The sequence below is a fragment of the Kribbella sp. NPDC049174 genome, from assembly GCF_043197365.1.
Lineage (GTDB): Bacteria > Actinomycetota > Actinomycetes > Propionibacteriales > Kribbellaceae > Kribbella.
The window spans coordinates 70,930-86,699 of the sequence record NZ_JBICSZ010000007.1 but is presented as its reverse complement, the minus strand read 5'-3'; the positions used below and the strand labels follow the sequence as shown (position 1 = coordinate 86,699).

Sequence of the window (15,770 nt, the reverse complement as noted above, 5' to 3'; positions counted from 1 at the left end):
CATCAGAGCCCGAGGAGCTCGACCGACTTCTCGCGCATCTCGACCTTGCGGATCTTGCCGGTCACCGTCATCGGGAAGTCGTCGACCAGGAGGACGTACCGCGGGATCTTGAAGTGGGCCAGTTTGCCGGTGGCGAACTCCTTGATCGCGGCCGCGTCGAGCGGGTCGGCGCCGGGCTTGAGCTTGATCCAGGCGCAGAGTTCCTCGCCGTACCTGGCATCCGGTACGCCGACCACCTGGACGTCGGCGACGGCCGGGTGGGTGTAGAGGAACTCCTCGATCTCGCGCGGGTACACGTTCTCGCCGCCGCGGATCACCATGTCCTTGATCCGGCCGACGATGTTCACGTACCCGTCCTCGCGCATCACCGCCAGGTCGCCGGTGTGCATCCAGCGCGCCTGGTCGATCGCCTCCGCGGTCTTCTCCGGCTCGTCCCAGTACCCGAGCATCACCGAGTACCCACGGGTGCACAGCTCACCGGGCTCACCCCTGGGGACGACGAGGCCGGTGGCCGGGTCGACAAGCTTCACCTCGACGTGCGGCATCACCCGCCCGACGGTCGACGTACGGCGATCCAGGTCGTCGTCGCGACGGGTCTGCGTCGACACCGGTGACGTCTCGGTCATGCCGTAACAGATCGCCACCTCGGCCATGTGCATGTCCGCGACGCAGCGCTTCATGACCTCGATCGGGCACGGGGATCCGGCCATCACCCCGGTCCGCAACGACGTCAGGTCGTACGACGCGAAGTCCGGCAGCCCGAGCTCGGCGATGAACATCGTCGGTACGCCGTACAGGCCGGTGCACCGCTCGTCCTGGACCGCCTTCAGCGTCGCCGCCGGGTCGAACGCCGGCCCGGGAATCACCATGCAGGCGCCGTGCGTCGTACAGCCGAGGTTGGCCATCACCATGCCGAAGCAGTGGTAGAAGGGCACCGGGATGCACAGCCTGTCCGCTTCGGTGAACGCGATCGTCTCGGTGACGAAGAACCCGTTGTTGAGGATGTTGTGGTGGCTCAGCGTGGCGCCCTTGGGGAAGCCGGTGGTGCCGCTGGTGTACTGGATGTTGATCGGGTCGTCGAAGGCCAACTCCGCCTCGCGAGTGTGCAGCTCGGCCTCGGTGACGCGATCGCCGGAAGCCCTGAGCTCGTCCCAGTCGCCGGTGCCGATGTAGGCGGTCTCCTCGAGCGCCGGGCAGTCCGTGCGCACCTCGTCGACCATCGCGCGGTAGTCGCTGGTCTTGAACTCGGTCGCCGAGATCAGCAGCCGGACGCCGGACTGGTTCAGCGCGTAGGCCAGCTCGTGGGTCCGGTACGCCGGGTTGATGTTGACCAGGATCGCGCCGATCATCGCGGTCGCGTACTGCGTGATCGTCCACTCCGCGCAGTTCGGGGCCCAGATGCCGACTCGATCACCCTTGGCGATCCCGTGGGCCAGCAGGCCGCGCGCGACCAGGTCCACCTCGGCGCCGAACTGGGCGTACGTCCAGCGCCTTCCGGTCTGGACCTCCACCAGCGCGTCGCGATCGCCGTACCTGCCGACCGTCCGTCTGAGATTCGCGCCGATCGTCTCACCCAGCAACGGAACCTCGGACACCCCGGACGCATAGGAAGGCAGGTTCATAACGGCCATCGTCACGCGCCGTGGGCGCGCGAGCAACTGCACGTGCGGCAGGAAACAGGGGGTGGACGGCAAGCAATGTCCTTACCAACTCTCCGTCATATCGGTCGCTGAGCGTGGCGAGCCGGTTACATTGATGTAGAGAGGTGTGAGGCGATGGGCCGTTCCTTGGAAGGTCAGGCCCGCAGCGATCGGCCGCCGGGACGTACCGCGGAGGCGGCACAGCGAACCGCTGCGGTGGTCGAGCGCGTCCGGGCCCTGGGCAACGTGCTCGCCGACGCACTCGCGATCGATGTCCACGGCACCGATCTGCAGACCCTGAAACGGGCGCCCCGGCGGGCGCCGCCGACGGTGTCACCGGCCGATCTCGAGCCGCATCCGGGCCCGGTCTGGGCGGCGTTCGTGCCGCACTCGCCGGGTCGCTTCCGCTGGTGGGGCGCGGAGCGGCGGTACGCGTGCCGGCTGGCCGCGGCCGAGGACCGGTTCGCCGAGGCGATCGAGCGACACCGGGCCTTCGAGGAGAACCGGCGTGAGCGGGTGGCTCGCGCGGTGCGGGACCAGGTCGAGCAACAGCGCCGGCTCGACGAGGCGACCGCGGAGCAGCATGCCCGGATCGAGGCGTACCAACGGGCAGTGGAGAACCGGGACCGCGCGGCGGTCAGCAAGTACTTCCAGAAGGCGCTGGATCGGGTGGCCGAGCCGCTCGACTTCCCCCGTCGGCGACGGGTCGGGTACGTGCCCGAGTCCACGCTGCTCGCGGTCGAGTGGGAGTTGCCGGGTGTGAGCGTCGTACCCGCCGAGGCTTCGTACCGGTACGACCGGGATCGGGACGCGGTGATCTCGGTGCCGCGGCCTTCACAGGAAATGCGGGTGCTCTACCAGCAACTCGTTGCCCAGTTGGCGTTGCGGGCGTTGCATCTGGTGTTCGGCAGTGACCGGTACGGCGTGGTGGACACGGTGGTGTTCAACGGGATGGTCGAGTCGGTGGACCTGCCGACCGGGCAGACCGTGCGGCCGTGCCTGATCACGTTGCGCGCGACGCGGGAGCAGTTCAAGGCGTTGGTCCTGGACCAGTTGGACCCGGTCGCGTGTGTGCGGCACTACTTCTCGGCGGAGGTGTCACGGCACCCGGAGGAGTTGCAGCCGGTGGAGCCGGTGCTGGAGTTCGACCTGGCGGATCCACGGACGATCGAGCCGGTCGACGTACTGAGCGAGATCGACAGCCGGCCGAACCTCCTCGAACTGAGCCCCGAGTCCTTCGAGCACCTGGTGCAGAACCTGCTCGCCCGGATGGGCCTGGAGACACGACTGTTCCGCCGGGGTCACGACGGCGGGATCGACTGCGTGGCCTACGACCCACGGCCGATCACCGGCGGCAAGTTCGTCGTACAGGCCAAGCTCTGGACCCGCACCGTCCCGCCGTCCGCCGTCCGCGACCTCTTCGGCACCGTCCTCGACGCCGGCGCCACCAAAGGCATCCTCATCACCACCAGCGGCTTCGGCCCGTCCAGCTACCAGTTCGCCACCGGCAAACCCCTCCAACTCATCGACGGCACCACCCTCCTCTCCCTCTGCCACCTCCACGACATCCCGGCCCGAATCATCCGCCGCGCTAGCTGAGCGGGGATTCGTACACCTGGATTTCGGTGCCGGTGGGGTCTTCGCCGTCGTCGGGGGCGGTGTAGAGGCGGAGTTTGGTGGGGGTGGTTTCCAGGGCTACGGGGTTGCGGGTGGCGTTGTGGCCGGCCGGGGAGAAGTAGGGGAAGGGGATCTCGTGGAGGATGCGGTTGGTGCGGAGGTCGAGGAGGGCGAGGCCGCCCAGGTCGTAGGTGCCGCCGGTGGCGGTGGGGAGACCGGTGACGCCGCCGCAGAGTTGTTTGCCGCGGGAGACGTAGTCGCAGTCCTGGTAGTCGAGGAGGTGGCTTTCGTTCGGCGTGGACTGCAACTGGCGGCCGGTGGTGGTCCAGTTGTAGAGGGTGCGGGAGCCCCAGCTGACGCCGTGGACCTTGCCGGTGGTGCGGTCGCGGACGACGCCGCCGACGTGGTCCTTCACCCGGAAGCGCTCGGTGACGCGGTAGGTCTTCGGGTCGACGGTATAGACGATCGCGCGCGAGTTCGGCCGGTACTCCGCGACCGGGATCCACACGTTCTGCCCGTCGTAGTCGATGCCGCCCGGGTGGTACGCCGTACCTTCGCCGATCCGGATGTCCTTCAGCAGCTTGCCCTGCCAATCGAGCACGAACAGGTGCCCGATCCCCTTGCCCGGGCTGCGGTCGTACCCGTCCACCGGCTGCGGATACCGCACCGGCGCCTCGGTCACCTCCACGCTGGACAGGAAGATCAGGTCACCCACCAGCGCGAACCCTTGCGGATGGTACGTCGGGAAGCGCAGCGGGATCCGCGCCACCTGAGTCCACGCCGTACTGCGCGTGGTCGCCTCGAACGCCCGGGCCGACACCAGGTGATCAGACTCCGATGGCCAGGGGAAGCGTTGGATGGCGAACTCGCTGCGCTCGTTCACGTGCAAGACTGCCTGCATGGACACAGGGGTGAGTGTTGTCGGGTCGGGGCAGGTGAGCGCGCCGCCGGATGTACTGCGGATCTCGTTCAGCGTCGAGCATGTCGCGCCGGACGTCGCCACGGCCGTCGCGCAGGTGGGGCAACGGACGGACGCGGTCATCGCCGCATTGCGCGAACAGGGCATCGAGGCGTCCGACCTCGCCACCACCACCGTGAACGTCTACCAGGAGTACCGGGAGCACGGCACGTCGCCGGGCTACCGCGGCTCGCACATGCTGACCGCGACGACGAAGGACCTGACCGGGTTCGGCCGGCTGCTCAACGCGGCGGTGGATGCCGGTGGCAACAGTCTGGGCCTGAACGCACTCGAGTTCGACATCGAGGACAAGACCGAGCTGCTGACCCGGGCCCGCGAGCTCGCGTTCCGCCAGGCCCGGGTCAAGGCCGAGGAGCTCGCCGCCCTGGCCGGCTACTCCCTCGGCTCCGTCACGTCGATCTCCGAGACCCGCGGCCACATCCCGCTGCACGAAGCCGTGCCGCTGGCCGGCAAGGCGGCCTTCGACTCCGCCATCAACATCACACCTGGAGACCATTCCGTTCACGTCTCGCTCGAGGTGCATTTCTCCTGGGCCTGATTTCCGGTCTAGTGAGGTAGTCTCCCGGCACCTGACCGCGTCGGCACCTGACCGCGGCCTGGGGTTGCGTTGCTTGCACCGTCGTAGAGACTTCTCTCATGTATGCGCCGGCGCCGTGGAGGCGGCAACTCAACCGGTCCGGGCTGTTACTGCTCGGACCGGCCTTCGTTGCGGCCGTCGCGTACGTGGATCCGGGCAACTTCGCGACCAACATCGCGGCCGGGGCGACGTACGGCTATCTGCTCTGCTGGGTGGTCGTCGGGGCGAACCTGATGGCCGTCCTGGTGCAGTATCTGGCGGCCAAGGCGAGTATCGCGACCGGGCGGACGCTCCCCCAGTTGTGCCGTGACCACTTCAAGCGGTCCACATCGAGCGGCCTCTGGGCGCAGGCCGAGCTGGTGGCGATCGCGACCGATCTGGCCGAGGTGGTCGGCGGTGCGATCGCACTGAACCTGCTGTTCGGGATCCCGCTGCTGCTCGGCGGTGTGATCACCGGCGCGGTGTCGTTCGGGTTGCTGATCTATCAGTCGAAGCGGGGGCAGCGGCCGTTCGAGGCGGCGATCATCGGGCTGCTCGCCGTCGTACTGGTCGGGTTCGTGGTGTCCACGGTGCAGTCGGAGCCGTCCGCGGCCGGTGTGATCGGCGGCCTGGTGCCGCGGCTCGACGGCACCGAGTCGCTGGTGCTGGCGGCCGGCATGCTCGGCGCGACCGTGATGCCGCACGCGATCTGGTTGCACGGCGCCCTCGTCACCGACCGGCACTGGAAGACCCTGCGTTCGGAGGAAGGCAAGACTCGCGTACTACGGGCCACCCGGCTGGATGTGGCCGTCGCGATGGCGCTGGCCGGCGCGGTGAACCTCGCGATGGTGGTTGTCGCCGCGGCCGCGCTCGACGGCACCGGCGCCGATTCGCTCGACGCCGCGCACAGTGCGATCGGCGTCCGGCTCGGTGAGGTGCCGGCGCTGTTGTTCGCGCTTGCCCTGCTGGCCAGCGGGTTCGCGTCGTCATCGGTCGGCACGTACGCCGGCTCGGTGATCCTGGAGGGATTCTGGCGACGCCACGTCCCGCTCGCGGTCCGGCGGCTGGTCACGCTGCTGCCGGCGCTGCTGATCCTTGCGATCGGCATCGACCCCAGCCGGGCCCTGGTGGTCTCCCAGGTGGTGCTGAGCTTCGGGATCCCGTGTGCACTCTGGCCGCTGGTCAGATTGACCGCGTCCCGGCGCGTCATGGGCGACTTCGTCAACCGGTGGGCGACTACTCTCGCCGCATGCCTGGTAGCGACCGCCGTCTCGGTGCTCAACGTCGTACTCATCGTGCTGACGTTCAGGGGATGACGCCGGGATGACAGCTGTCTATGCGGTGAGTGACATCCACGGTCACCCGGAGAAGCTCGCGGCCTCGCTCCGGGCGGCCGGGCTGACCGATGCCGACGGCAACTGGCCCGGCCTGGACGCCCGGCTGTGGTTCCTCGGCGACTTCTTCGACCGCGGCCCGGACGGGATCGGCGTACTCCGCATGGTCCGCAAGCTGATCGAGCAGGCGCCGGCCGGGGACATCCGGGTGCTGCTCGGCAACCACGAGATCCTCGCGCTCGGGATGCACAAATTCGGCGATACCTTCGTCCCGCACGATGGGATCACCACCCGCAGCTTCGAACGGTCCTGGGTGCTCAACGGCGGCCAGGACCGCGACCAGGAACTGCTCACCGACGACGACGTCGCCTGGCTGCTGGACCAGCCGATGCTCGGACTGGACGCGGGTCACCTGCTGATGCACTCCGACACCGCGGAGTACGTCGAGTGGGGCGACTCGATCGATCAGATCAACGCCGCGGCGAGCGCCGAGCTGCACAGTGACGACATCGTGGTCTGGTGGGAGATCTGGCGGCGAATGACGTCGCGGTACGCCTTCCGCGGCCCGAACGGGTCCGAGGTGGCGTCCATCATGCTGCGGCACCTCGGCGGCCACCGCATCGTGCACGGCCACAGCATCGTCGCCGACCAGCTCGGCATCGACCCGGCATACCTGACCGAGCCTCTCCTGTACGCCGACGACCTCGTCCTCGGCATCGACGGCGGCGCCTTCGACGGCGGCCCCTGCCTGGTGGTGGAACTCGAACCGCTCTAGCGGGAATGCCACCCCACCATCCCGGGTTGTTGAAAGGTTGACGGCGAACCGCGCCCCTTGGGAGACGTTGATGGCGGAGAAGAAGATTCCTGGTCCGGACCACCCGATCACGGTGGGGAAGAACCCGGATCGGGTGGTGGTGAAGGCCGGTGAGCAGGTGATCGCGGACACCCGGGACGCGTTGTCGCTGCAGGAGGCGAGCTACCCCGCGGTCCAGTACATCCCGCGCAAGGACGTCGACCTGACGCTGCTCGAGCGCACCGAGCACCGGACCTACTGCCCGTACAAGGGCGACGCGTCGTACTACAGCGTCCTCCCCGCCGGCGCGGCCGGGGTGAACGCGGTGTGGACCTACGAGCAGCCGTACGACGCGGTCGCCGACATCCGCGAGTACCTGGCCTTCTACCCGGACCGGGTGTCGATCGAGATCATCGCCGACTGAAGAACTCGCGCAGCACGGGCGCGAGGATCTCCGGCGGTACGACGTGATCCTGGTCGGTCAGCTCGGACAGTGTCGCGGCCGGCAACTCCTTCACGATCCGGTGCGCCGCGTCGACCATGAACGGCGGCGACGCGGTCCCGGCCAGGACGAGGGTCGGCTGCGTGATCCGGCCGAGCAGGTCGACGGGTACTCGCCCACCGGGTGAGGCGTGGTCCATCACGGCGAAGTCGTACGCCAGCGTCGGCGCGAGGTCCGCCATACCCGGCGCGGCCGCGGTCTCGAGTGCGGCCTCCTTCGGCATCCCCGCGAGCATCAGGAACAGCTCGACGGCCTCGCGACGCCGGTCGGCGGCGATCAACTCGATCACCTGCGCGCCCTCGTCCCCGGTGTCGACGTCGTCCGGCCCGTACGGCGGCTCGTGCAGCACCACCTGCGTGAACGGCAGGCCCGTCCCCGCAGCCACGGCGGTGAGCGCTGCGCCCGACGAGTGGCCGTAGACAGCCGCCGTACCGCCGAGGGCCGTGAGCAGCGCGCCGATGTCGTCGACCTCGCGCTGGACGAGGTACGACCTGTTGTCGCCGCTGTCACCGCGGCCGCGCCGGTCGTAGGTCACCACGTCGTAGTCCTTGGCCAGTTCGTCGGCCAGTGGGCGCAGCGCACCTCGATCGCACAGCGCGCCCGCGACCAGGACCAGTAGTGGCCCGCTGCCCTGGCGTTCGTACGCGATCGTCGTACCGTCCGCCGAAGTCACCGTCTGCATGTCAGTCCTCCTCGTGTCGTCGCTGACGAGGGGAACGTCGGAGCCGGGGTGCGAGCTTCGACATAATGCCTGGCGCCCGTCTCGCCGGGGTGATGAACTGCCTCGCGATGATCACCAGAGTCGACGAATACCTGCACGCGGTCCCGCTGTCCAACGCGATCGCCGAGCAGATCGGGCCGTTCACGCTCTTTCGCAGTACGACGGTCTGGCCGTACTACGCCCGCCCGGACCCGGGCTCCGGTCTGACCATCGAGCCTTCCGACATCGAGGCGGTGCGATCCCGGTGCGAGGAGCTCGGCATCCCGCTGAGCTTCGAATGGGTCGTCGAGACCTGCCCGTCGCTGGGCCCCGCGGCCGCCGCGGCCGGGCTGACCGTGATCGAACACCCCCTGCTCGTGCTCGAGCGTGACGAGTTCCGCCCGGCGACCGCCGCGGCGCGCTGCGAGATCCTGCCCGCGGAGGAGGCTGTCCTTCGGCAGGCCCGGGCAGTCGCGTCACTCGCCTTCGGTGACCCCGGTACGGCGATCGGCGCGGCCGGACCGGCCGAACGCGACGCCAAAGCGGCCGAGATGCCGGACGAAATGATCGACGCGGTACTGGGCCGGGTTCGCGACGGCGTCACCGTGTCGGCGGCCGCGTTCACCGACGACGGCCTGGTCGCCAGCGGGCAACACCAGCCGGTCGGCTCCACCACGGAGATCGTCGGAGTCGCCACGCTGCCCTCCAAGCGTCGCCGGGGCCTGGCCGCGGCCGTCACGTCCGTATTGGTCGAGCATGCCTTCGCCAACGACGTCGAACTCGTCCTTCTGTCCGCGGAGAACCAGGCGGTCGCGGCCGTCTACGAACGCGTCGGCTTCCACCGCATCGGCACCGCAGGAGCCGCCGAGTAGTGGTCGGTAGGGACAGGGCCGTACCGTTGTAGGGATGAGCACAACCGAGCGGAGCCGCCCACGTACCCTCGCGGAGGCGTTACGTACCTGGGACGACGCTGCGCTCGGTCAGTTACTGCAGCGGCGTCCGGACCTGGCGATGCCGATCCCTGCGGACACCAGTCAGCTGGCGGCCCGGGCGACGACCAACGCGTCGGCCGCGCGGGCGATCAACCGGCTCGACGAATTCGGTGTCGATTTGCTGGAGGCACTGTCGGCGCTGCCGGAGCCGGTGGATCTGGCGGCTTTGGCGACTGGAGTGGCTCAATCGGCTGAGGTCGTGCGGCCGCGGGTGGCCGAGTTGCTCGAGCTGGCGTTGGTGTGGGGTACCGAGGACGACCTCCGGCCCATCCGCGCCGTCCACGAGCTGCTCGGCCCGACACCGGCCGGTCTGGGGCCGATCACCACCAGGCACTTCGGTGATCTGGACAAGCTGATCGATGAGGCCGGTCCGGATGCCCGTGAGGTGCTGGACAAGCTGACCTGGGGTCCGCCGACCGGTTCGGTGGAGAAGGCCGAGCGGCCGGTGACGATCGCGTCGGCCCGTACGCCGGTCGAGCGGTTGCTCGCGCGCGGTCTCGTCGTACCGAAGGACCCCAACACTGTCGTGCTGCCGCGGCAGATCGGGCTGCACCTTCGTGGTGGACGGGTGCTCGCGTCGACCCGCCCTGCGCCGCCACCGTTGGACGGCAAGAAGGTGTCGGCAGCGATCGCAGACCGTGCGGCAGCAGGCGCGGCACTCGACCTCGTGCGGCAGGTTGACCGTGCACTGGAGCAGCTCGGCACCGAGCCACCGCCAGTCCTGCGCACTGGCGGCATCGGTGTGCGTGAGCTGCGCAACCTGGCCGGCAAGATCGGTGCGGAGGACCACACGGCCGCAGCCGTGCTGGAGATCGCGTACGCCGCGGGACTCGTTGCCGCCGTGGAGGTAGGCACCAACGAGTTCTGGCTGCCGACGAGCTCGTACGACGACTGGCTGGAGCAGGACCTCGCACACCGCTGGGCGCAGCTCGTCATGGCCTGGTTCACCGGGATGAGAGCGATCGGACTGATCGGCCGGCGGGACAGTGGTGGTGCGACGGCCGCAGCACGCGAGCGACTCATCAACGCACTGGCACCCGACCTGGAACGGCTGCTGGCCCCAGAGGTTCGTGTGCTCGCCCTGCAAGCCTTGGCTGAAGCAGAACTCGGTACGGCGCCCGCCGCCGAGTCCGTGGTCACTTGGGTCGCCTGGCACCGGCCACGACGTGGTGGGCAGTTCCGCGACGACCTGGTCGAGTGGACCATCACTGAGGCCGCACTACTCGGTCTGACTGGCCTCGGCGCGCTCGCGAAGCACGCGCGACCGCTGCTGGAGGCAGAACCCACATCTGACGACCTGGCCGACGCGATCCGCTCGCTGGTCCCCGAGCCGGTGTCGGAGGTGCTCCTCCAGGCCGACCTCACCGCGGTAGCTCCCGGCCCACTGGTCCGCACAGTGCAGGACGAGTTGTCTGCCATGGCCGACGTGGAGTCGCACGGCGGCGCAGCGGTCTACAGGTTCAGTGAGAGCTCAGTGCGACGTGCCTTCGACCTCGGCCGGACCGCGGATCAGTTGCACAAGTGGCTGGCCGAGCACTCACGGACACCGGTCCCCCAGCCACTCACCTACCTCATCGACGACGTTGCCCGGCGTCACGGCGTACTGCGGATTGGTACGGCGTCGACGTACCTGCGCTGTGATGACGAGGACGTGCTCACCCACCTGCTCAACTCGAACTTGCCGGGTCTCCGGTTCCGTCGCCTGGCTCCGACAGTGGTGGTGTCGCCATCGCCGCCGGACATCGTGCTGAGCCGGTTGCGTGAGGCAGGTCTTGCACCGCTTGCGGAGACGTTCGACGGGGTTGTGCACGTGACGGGTGCGGCGACACGTCGTGGTGACGCTCCACGTCGTCGTACCAGCCGGGACTTCGCCGACAGCCCGCTCGACCTCACGGACGACCAGGTGAAGGCCGTGATCGAGAAGGTTCGGGCCGGCGATCGGCTCGCCGCCGAACGACCGGCCGACGAAGGTCTGGTCGAGCCCACCGCCCCGGCCGAGACCATCGGTGTCCTGGCCAACGCGGCCGAGGCGCACACCCGCACCTGGATCTCGTACGTCGACCACAACGGCACCGCCTCCGAACGCATCGTCGAACCCGTCCGGGTAGCCGACGGCTGGCTCACCGCGTACGACGAGGGCGCCGACCAACCCAGGACCTACGCGCTGCACCGCATTTCCACCGCCAGGCCGGTCAGTTGACCCCTGAGGCACAATGGAAGGTCGGACATCGGTGAATGGGAGATGCAGTGACAGACGGTCCTCTGATCGTGCAGTCGGACAAGACGCTTCTGCTCGAGACTGCACATCCGGACGCAACCGACTGCCGGAAGGCGATCGCGCCGTTCGCTGAGCTGGAGCGAGCCCCGGAGCACGTGCACACCTACCGGCTGACACCACTGGGACTGTGGAACGCACGGGCGGCCGGCCACGACGCCGAGCAAGTGATTGATGTTCTGCTGCGCTACAGCCGCTACCCCGTCCCCCACTCGCTCCTGGTCGACATCGCGGAGACCCTCGACCGCTACGGACGGCTGCGGCTCGAGAAGCACCCGCAGCACGGTCTGGTGCTCGTCACCACCGACCGGCCGGTGCTGGAGGAGGTACTGCGCAGCGCCAAGGTCAAGCCGATGCTCGGTGCGCGGATCGACGACGACACCGTGCTGGTGCACCCGTCGGAGCGCGGTCACCTCAAGCAGACCCTGCTGAAGCTCGGCTGGCCCGCTGAGGATCTGGCTGGGTACGTCGACGGCGAGACGCACAAGATCGAGCTCGTCCGGGACGGCTGGGACATGCGCCCGTACCAGCAGCAGGCAGTGGACTCGTTCTGGCACGGCGGCTCGGGTGTCGTCGTACTGCCCTGTGGTGCCGGTAAGACGATCGTCGGCGCGGCTGCGATGGCCCAGGCATCCGCGACCACGCTGATCCTGGTCACGAACACGGTGTCCGCACGGCAGTGGAAGGACGAGCTGCTGAAGCGCACGAGCCTGACCGAGGAGGAGATCGGCGAGTACTCCGGTGCCCGCAAGGAGATCCGCCCGGTGACCATCGCGACGTACCAGGTGATGACGACCCGCCGGAAGGGCGTCTACTCGCACCTGGAGCTGTTCGACGCGCGGGACTGGGGCCTGATCGTGTACGACGAGGTGCACCTGCTGCCGGCGCCGATCTTCCGGATGACCGCCGACCTGCAGACCCGGCGGCGGATCGGACTGACCGCGACCCTGGTCCGCGAGGACGGCCGCGAGGGCGACGTGTTCTCGCTGATCGGCCCGAAGCGGTACGACGCACCGTGGAAGGACATCGAGGCGCAGGGCTGGATCGCACCGGCCGACTGCATCGAGGTGCGGGTCGACCTGGAGCAGACCGAACGGTTCGTGTACGCGACCGCGGAGCCGGAGGACCGCTACCGGCTGGCCGCGTCGACCCCGGCGAAGTCGAGGCTGGTACGGCGGATCGCCGAGCACCACGACGGTGAGCCGCTGCTCGTGATCGGTCAGTACATCGACCAGCTGGACGAGCTCGGCGAGCGGCTGGAGTGCCCGGTGATCAAGGGCGAGACGACGGTCCGCGAACGGCAGCGGCTGTTCGAGGCGTTCCGCCAGGGCGAGATCAACCGGCTGGTGGTCAGCAAGGTCGCCAACTTCTCCATCGACCTGCCCGAGGCGTCCGTCGCCATCCAGGTCTCCGGCACCTTCGGCTCCCGCCAGGAAGAGGCCCAGCGCCTCGGCCGCGTCCTCCGCCCCAAGGGCGACGGCCGCACCGCCCGCTTCTACTCCATCGTCGCCCGCGACACCGTCGACGCCGAGTTCGCCGCCCACCGCCAGCGTTTCCTGGCCGAGCAGGGTTATGCGTACACGATCGTGGACGCGGAGAACTTATTCGCCTAGGCGAGTGTGGATGCCGTGGAAGTGCTGCTTCATGGAGCGGGCGAACGCGTCAGCGTCACCGGTCTTCAAGGTGTTCAGCAGGTCGCGGTGCCAGGCAGCGGCGTCAGCCGGTGAGTAGCGGGCGCCCGGCAAACGTACGTCGACCTGCGCGAACGTGCGCCAGAAAACACTGAGCAAGTCGATCACCAACGCGTTACCCAGCGGCTCGTACAACGCTTGATGGAACGCCCAGTCCTCATCCGGGAAGTACTCCCCGGACTCGGCCTTGGCTTCCATCCGCTCGACGATCGACTCCAACGAGTCGTACCCGTGCGCACTGAAATGCGCCACCACGTCCTCCGCCAGGCCGACCTCGATGGCCTGGCGGACTTCCAAAACGTTCTGGACGTCGCGCAGGTCGCCGGCCATCGACTGCGACATCCGGAACGCGAGCCCGTCCTCGAGCGACTGCAGTGACACCTCGCCGACGTACGTGCCGTAGCCGTGCCGGATCTCGATGATGCCGACCGCCTGCAGTGCCTTCATCGCCTCACGCAACGGGTGCCGGCCGACACCGAGCTGAGCCATCAGCTCCTGCTCGTTGGGCAGCGGGTCACCCGCCTTCAGTCCGCGCTCCAGGATGTACGACTTCATCTGGTCGCGGATGAAGGACTGATTTCCCGCCGCACCGCGTGCCCGGCTGAGCCCACCCGTTGTCACTGCCGGCCTCCTCGTCTAGGACCGCTCAGTGTAATCCGGCTCGGTCCAGCAGGGGGCGGACTGCGGCGATCTCGGCCTCGTCGAGCGGGATCGACGGGTACGCCGTCACCGGGCACGCGATCACGCCGAGCAGGTACAGCCCGGCCTTGAACGCACCCAGCGCGGCCGAACTCGCCCCCATCCGGCTCCGGTCCGCCACGTCGATGATCTCGAACAGCCGGATCAGCCGGTCCTGCTCGGCCCGCGCCGCAGTCAGGTCCCCTGCGGCCACCGCGTCGTACAACCGCACGTACCCGGCCGGATCCACGTTCCCCAGCCCTGGTACGACGCCGTCGACGCCGAAGGCCAGCGAGGAGTCGACCGTCACCTCCGACCCGGTCATGATCGCGAACCCGGTCAGCCCGGCGTCCCGACGGTCCAGCACCAACCGACGCAGACTCGCCTCCTGCCCGCTGGAGTCCTTCACACCAGCGATGACACCGCGCTGACCCAGCTCGATCATCAACGACGCCGGCAGCTTCACCCCGGCCCGCGGCGGGATGTCGTACGCGTACAGCGGCGTGTCGCCGGCCAGCGAGGCCAGCCGGACGAAGTGCCGCTCCATCTCGGCCGGATGCGTGGCGGCGTAGAACGGCGCGGTCGCGACCAGACCGTCCACACCGGCCTTCAACGCGGCCGACAGGTGCGCACCGGCCCGGGCGGTCGACGTGTCGATGACACCGGCCAGCACCGGCACCTGACCTGACACCTCAGCCATGGTGGTCTCCAGCACGACCTGCCGCTGTTCGTCGGTCAGGAACGTGCCTTCACCGGAGGTGCCGAGCACGAACACCCCGTCCACGCCACCGGTCAGCTGATGATCGATCAACCGGGCCAGCGATGCGGTGTCGACGTCGAGCTCGGGTGTGAGCGGGGTGACGAGCGGCGGTACGACGCCGGTCAACTGGGCTGCGTCGTGGGCGGGGTCGGTCAAGGGGTCTCCCAACGTCATAAGGCGAATGTGGCGAACTGCAAGGTCGCGAACGAGGACGTCTCACCGGCCTCGTAGAAGATCCCGATACGACCGTCGGGCAGCAGAACCAGATCGGAGTAGCCGGCCATCCCGGGGTGCACGACGACCCCCGGCCGCCACGACTGGCCGGCATCGTCACTCACGAACACCGTCAGCTCCCGACGACTCGAAGGGTCGACCGGCGTCGACAGCAGCAACCGCCCGTCAGGCAGCGCGAGCACGCTGCCCTGGATCCCCGGCGCCGTGACCTCCGGGATCCCGGTGTACGGCGCATCGAGCGTCGTACCGCCATCCGAAGACCACGCATGCACTCGGGCCGGTCCGGTGCCCCGGTGGTTGCGGGCGTTGAAGTACAACCGTCCGTCCGGCAACTCGGCGACGGTCGTCTCGTTCGCGTTGATCTCGGCGCCGTCGTTGCGATCGACGAACCCGACCGACCAGGTGTGCCCACCGTCATCGCTCACGATGCAGTGCCCGCCGTTCAACCGGATCAGGTCGTCGACCGGCTCCGAGGGCACGAACGAGTGATTCGCCGGTACGACGAGACGCCCGTTGGCCAGCGTGATCCCGTGGCACGGCCCGGTCGCGTACCAACCCCAGTCGGAAAGCTTGACCTGGGACGTGATCTCCATCGTGTCGCTCCAGGTGGCACCGTCATCGGCCGACCGCTGGACGAACACCCGCCGGCCGGACTCCGGATCGGTGCCGCGAGCAAGCGACATCTCGACCGCGTGAGCGCCGTTCTGCACCGTGACCAGCACGATGTCCCCGCTGGCCGGGTCGATCACTGGCACCGGGTTCCCGCACGTCTTGCCGGGAACCGCGGACACCACCTGCAGCGGCAGCCACGTCCGTCCGCCGTCGAGTGAGCGACGCAGCACGACCTCGATCTCGCCCGCGTCGCCGGATCCGTGCAGCCGTCCCTCGCAGAAGGCGAGCACCAGCTCGCCCCGCGCCACGACCGACGGGATCCGGAACGTGTGGTAGCCGCTACCGGCCGGATCGAACACCGGTAGGGCGATTTCCTCCGCGCCGACTCTTGAAGACATAGGACGTAC

General features: G+C 68.7%; 14 protein-coding genes. 8 read left to right on the top strand and 6 right to left on the bottom strand.

What is annotated here, in order from left to right; translation table 11 throughout:
- Positions 1-2: 2 nt before the first annotated feature.
- Positions 3-1,622, bottom strand: a complete 1,620-nt coding sequence (locus tag ACGFIF_RS30155) for an AMP-binding protein (RefSeq protein ID WP_393159142.1) — start codon at positions 1,620-1,622, stop codon at positions 3-5.
- 153 nt (positions 1,623-1,775) lie between these two features.
- Between ACGFIF_RS30155 and ACGFIF_RS30150 the strand changes: the two genes are divergently transcribed.
- Entirely contained in the window at positions 1,776-3,239 is a 1,464-nt protein-coding gene (locus ACGFIF_RS30150; protein ID WP_393159140.1) for a restriction endonuclease, read from the top strand.
- On the opposite strand, the gene ACGFIF_RS30145 is transcribed toward ACGFIF_RS30150, so the two are convergent.
- A complete protein-coding gene (locus tag ACGFIF_RS30145; RefSeq protein ID WP_393159138.1) occupies positions 3,232-4,140 on the bottom strand; it encodes a DUF6454 family protein in 909 nt (302 codons plus the stop codon). The genes ACGFIF_RS30150 and ACGFIF_RS30145 overlap by 8 nt on opposite strands.
- Positions 4,141-4,156: 16 nt before the next feature.
- Here ACGFIF_RS30145 and ACGFIF_RS30140 point away from each other — a divergent pair, with 16 nt between their 5' ends.
- The 4 genes from ACGFIF_RS30140 to ACGFIF_RS30125 all read left to right on the top strand — a co-directional run bounded on the left by ACGFIF_RS30140 (position 4,157) and on the right by ACGFIF_RS30125 (position 7,343).
- Complete coding sequence (locus ACGFIF_RS30140) at positions 4,157-4,774, top strand: SIMPL domain-containing protein (RefSeq protein ID WP_393159136.1); 618 nt, start codon at positions 4,157-4,159, stop codon at positions 4,772-4,774.
- A 98-nt stretch (positions 4,775-4,872) separates the two neighbouring features.
- Complete coding sequence (locus ACGFIF_RS30135; RefSeq protein ID WP_393159135.1) at positions 4,873-6,108, top strand: Nramp family divalent metal transporter; 1,236 nt, start codon at positions 4,873-4,875, stop codon at positions 6,106-6,108.
- Positions 6,109-6,115: 7 nt separating this feature from the next.
- Positions 6,116-6,901: a metallophosphoesterase gene (locus ACGFIF_RS30130; protein WP_393159133.1), complete on the top strand. Its 786-nt coding sequence runs from the start codon at positions 6,116-6,118 to the stop codon at positions 6,899-6,901.
- A 70-nt stretch (positions 6,902-6,971) separates the two neighbouring features.
- Positions 6,972-7,343 carry a DUF427 domain-containing protein gene (locus tag ACGFIF_RS30125; RefSeq protein ID WP_393159132.1) on the top strand — a complete coding sequence of 124 codons (372 nt, stop codon included), beginning with the start codon at positions 6,972-6,974 and terminating at the stop codon, positions 7,341-7,343.
- Here ACGFIF_RS30125 and ACGFIF_RS30120 read toward each other — a convergent pair.
- Positions 7,330-8,103 carry an alpha/beta fold hydrolase gene (locus tag ACGFIF_RS30120; RefSeq protein ID WP_393159130.1) on the bottom strand — a complete coding sequence of 258 codons (774 nt, stop codon included), beginning with the start codon at positions 8,101-8,103 and terminating at the stop codon, positions 7,330-7,332. The genes ACGFIF_RS30125 and ACGFIF_RS30120 overlap by 14 nt on opposite strands.
- Positions 8,104-8,168: 65 nt before the next feature.
- On the opposite strand from ACGFIF_RS30120, the gene ACGFIF_RS30115 reads away from it, so the two are divergent.
- Genes ACGFIF_RS30115 through ACGFIF_RS30105 form a run of 3 tightly spaced genes read left to right on the top strand, consistent with a single transcriptional unit; the run spans position 8,169 to position 13,001 of the window.
- Entirely contained in the window at positions 8,169-8,993 is an 825-nt protein-coding gene (locus tag ACGFIF_RS30115) for a GNAT family N-acetyltransferase (protein WP_393159129.1), read from the top strand.
- 34 nt (positions 8,994-9,027) lie between these two features.
- Entirely contained in the window at positions 9,028-11,313 is a 2,286-nt protein-coding gene (locus ACGFIF_RS30110; protein ID WP_393159128.1) for a helicase-associated domain-containing protein, read from the top strand.
- A gap of 35 nt (positions 11,314-11,348) precedes the next feature.
- Positions 11,349-13,001 carry a DNA repair helicase XPB gene (locus ACGFIF_RS30105; RefSeq protein WP_393159126.1) on the top strand — a complete coding sequence of 551 codons (1,653 nt, stop codon included), beginning with the start codon at positions 11,349-11,351 and terminating at the stop codon, positions 12,999-13,001.
- On the opposite strand, the gene ACGFIF_RS30100 is transcribed toward ACGFIF_RS30105, so the two are convergent.
- From ACGFIF_RS30100 to ACGFIF_RS30090, 3 genes are read right to left on the bottom strand one after another with little or no spacing between them, the layout of a single operon-like run.
- Positions 12,990-13,700 carry a FadR/GntR family transcriptional regulator gene (locus ACGFIF_RS30100; RefSeq protein WP_393159125.1) on the bottom strand — a complete coding sequence of 237 codons (711 nt, stop codon included), beginning with the start codon at positions 13,698-13,700 and terminating at the stop codon, positions 12,990-12,992. The genes ACGFIF_RS30105 and ACGFIF_RS30100 overlap by 12 nt on opposite strands.
- A 25-nt stretch (positions 13,701-13,725) precedes the next feature.
- Positions 13,726-14,691 carry a dihydrodipicolinate synthase family protein gene (locus ACGFIF_RS30095; protein WP_393159124.1) on the bottom strand — a complete coding sequence of 322 codons (966 nt, stop codon included), beginning with the start codon at positions 14,689-14,691 and terminating at the stop codon, positions 13,726-13,728.
- The gene (locus ACGFIF_RS30090) at positions 14,688-15,761 is read right to left on the bottom strand and encodes an exo-alpha-sialidase (protein WP_393159123.1); all 1,074 of its coding nucleotides are present in this window, start codon (positions 15,759-15,761) and stop codon (positions 14,688-14,690) included. Before ACGFIF_RS30090 ends, ACGFIF_RS30095 begins: the two co-directional genes overlap by 4 nt.
- Positions 15,762-15,770 lie beyond the last annotated feature (9 nt).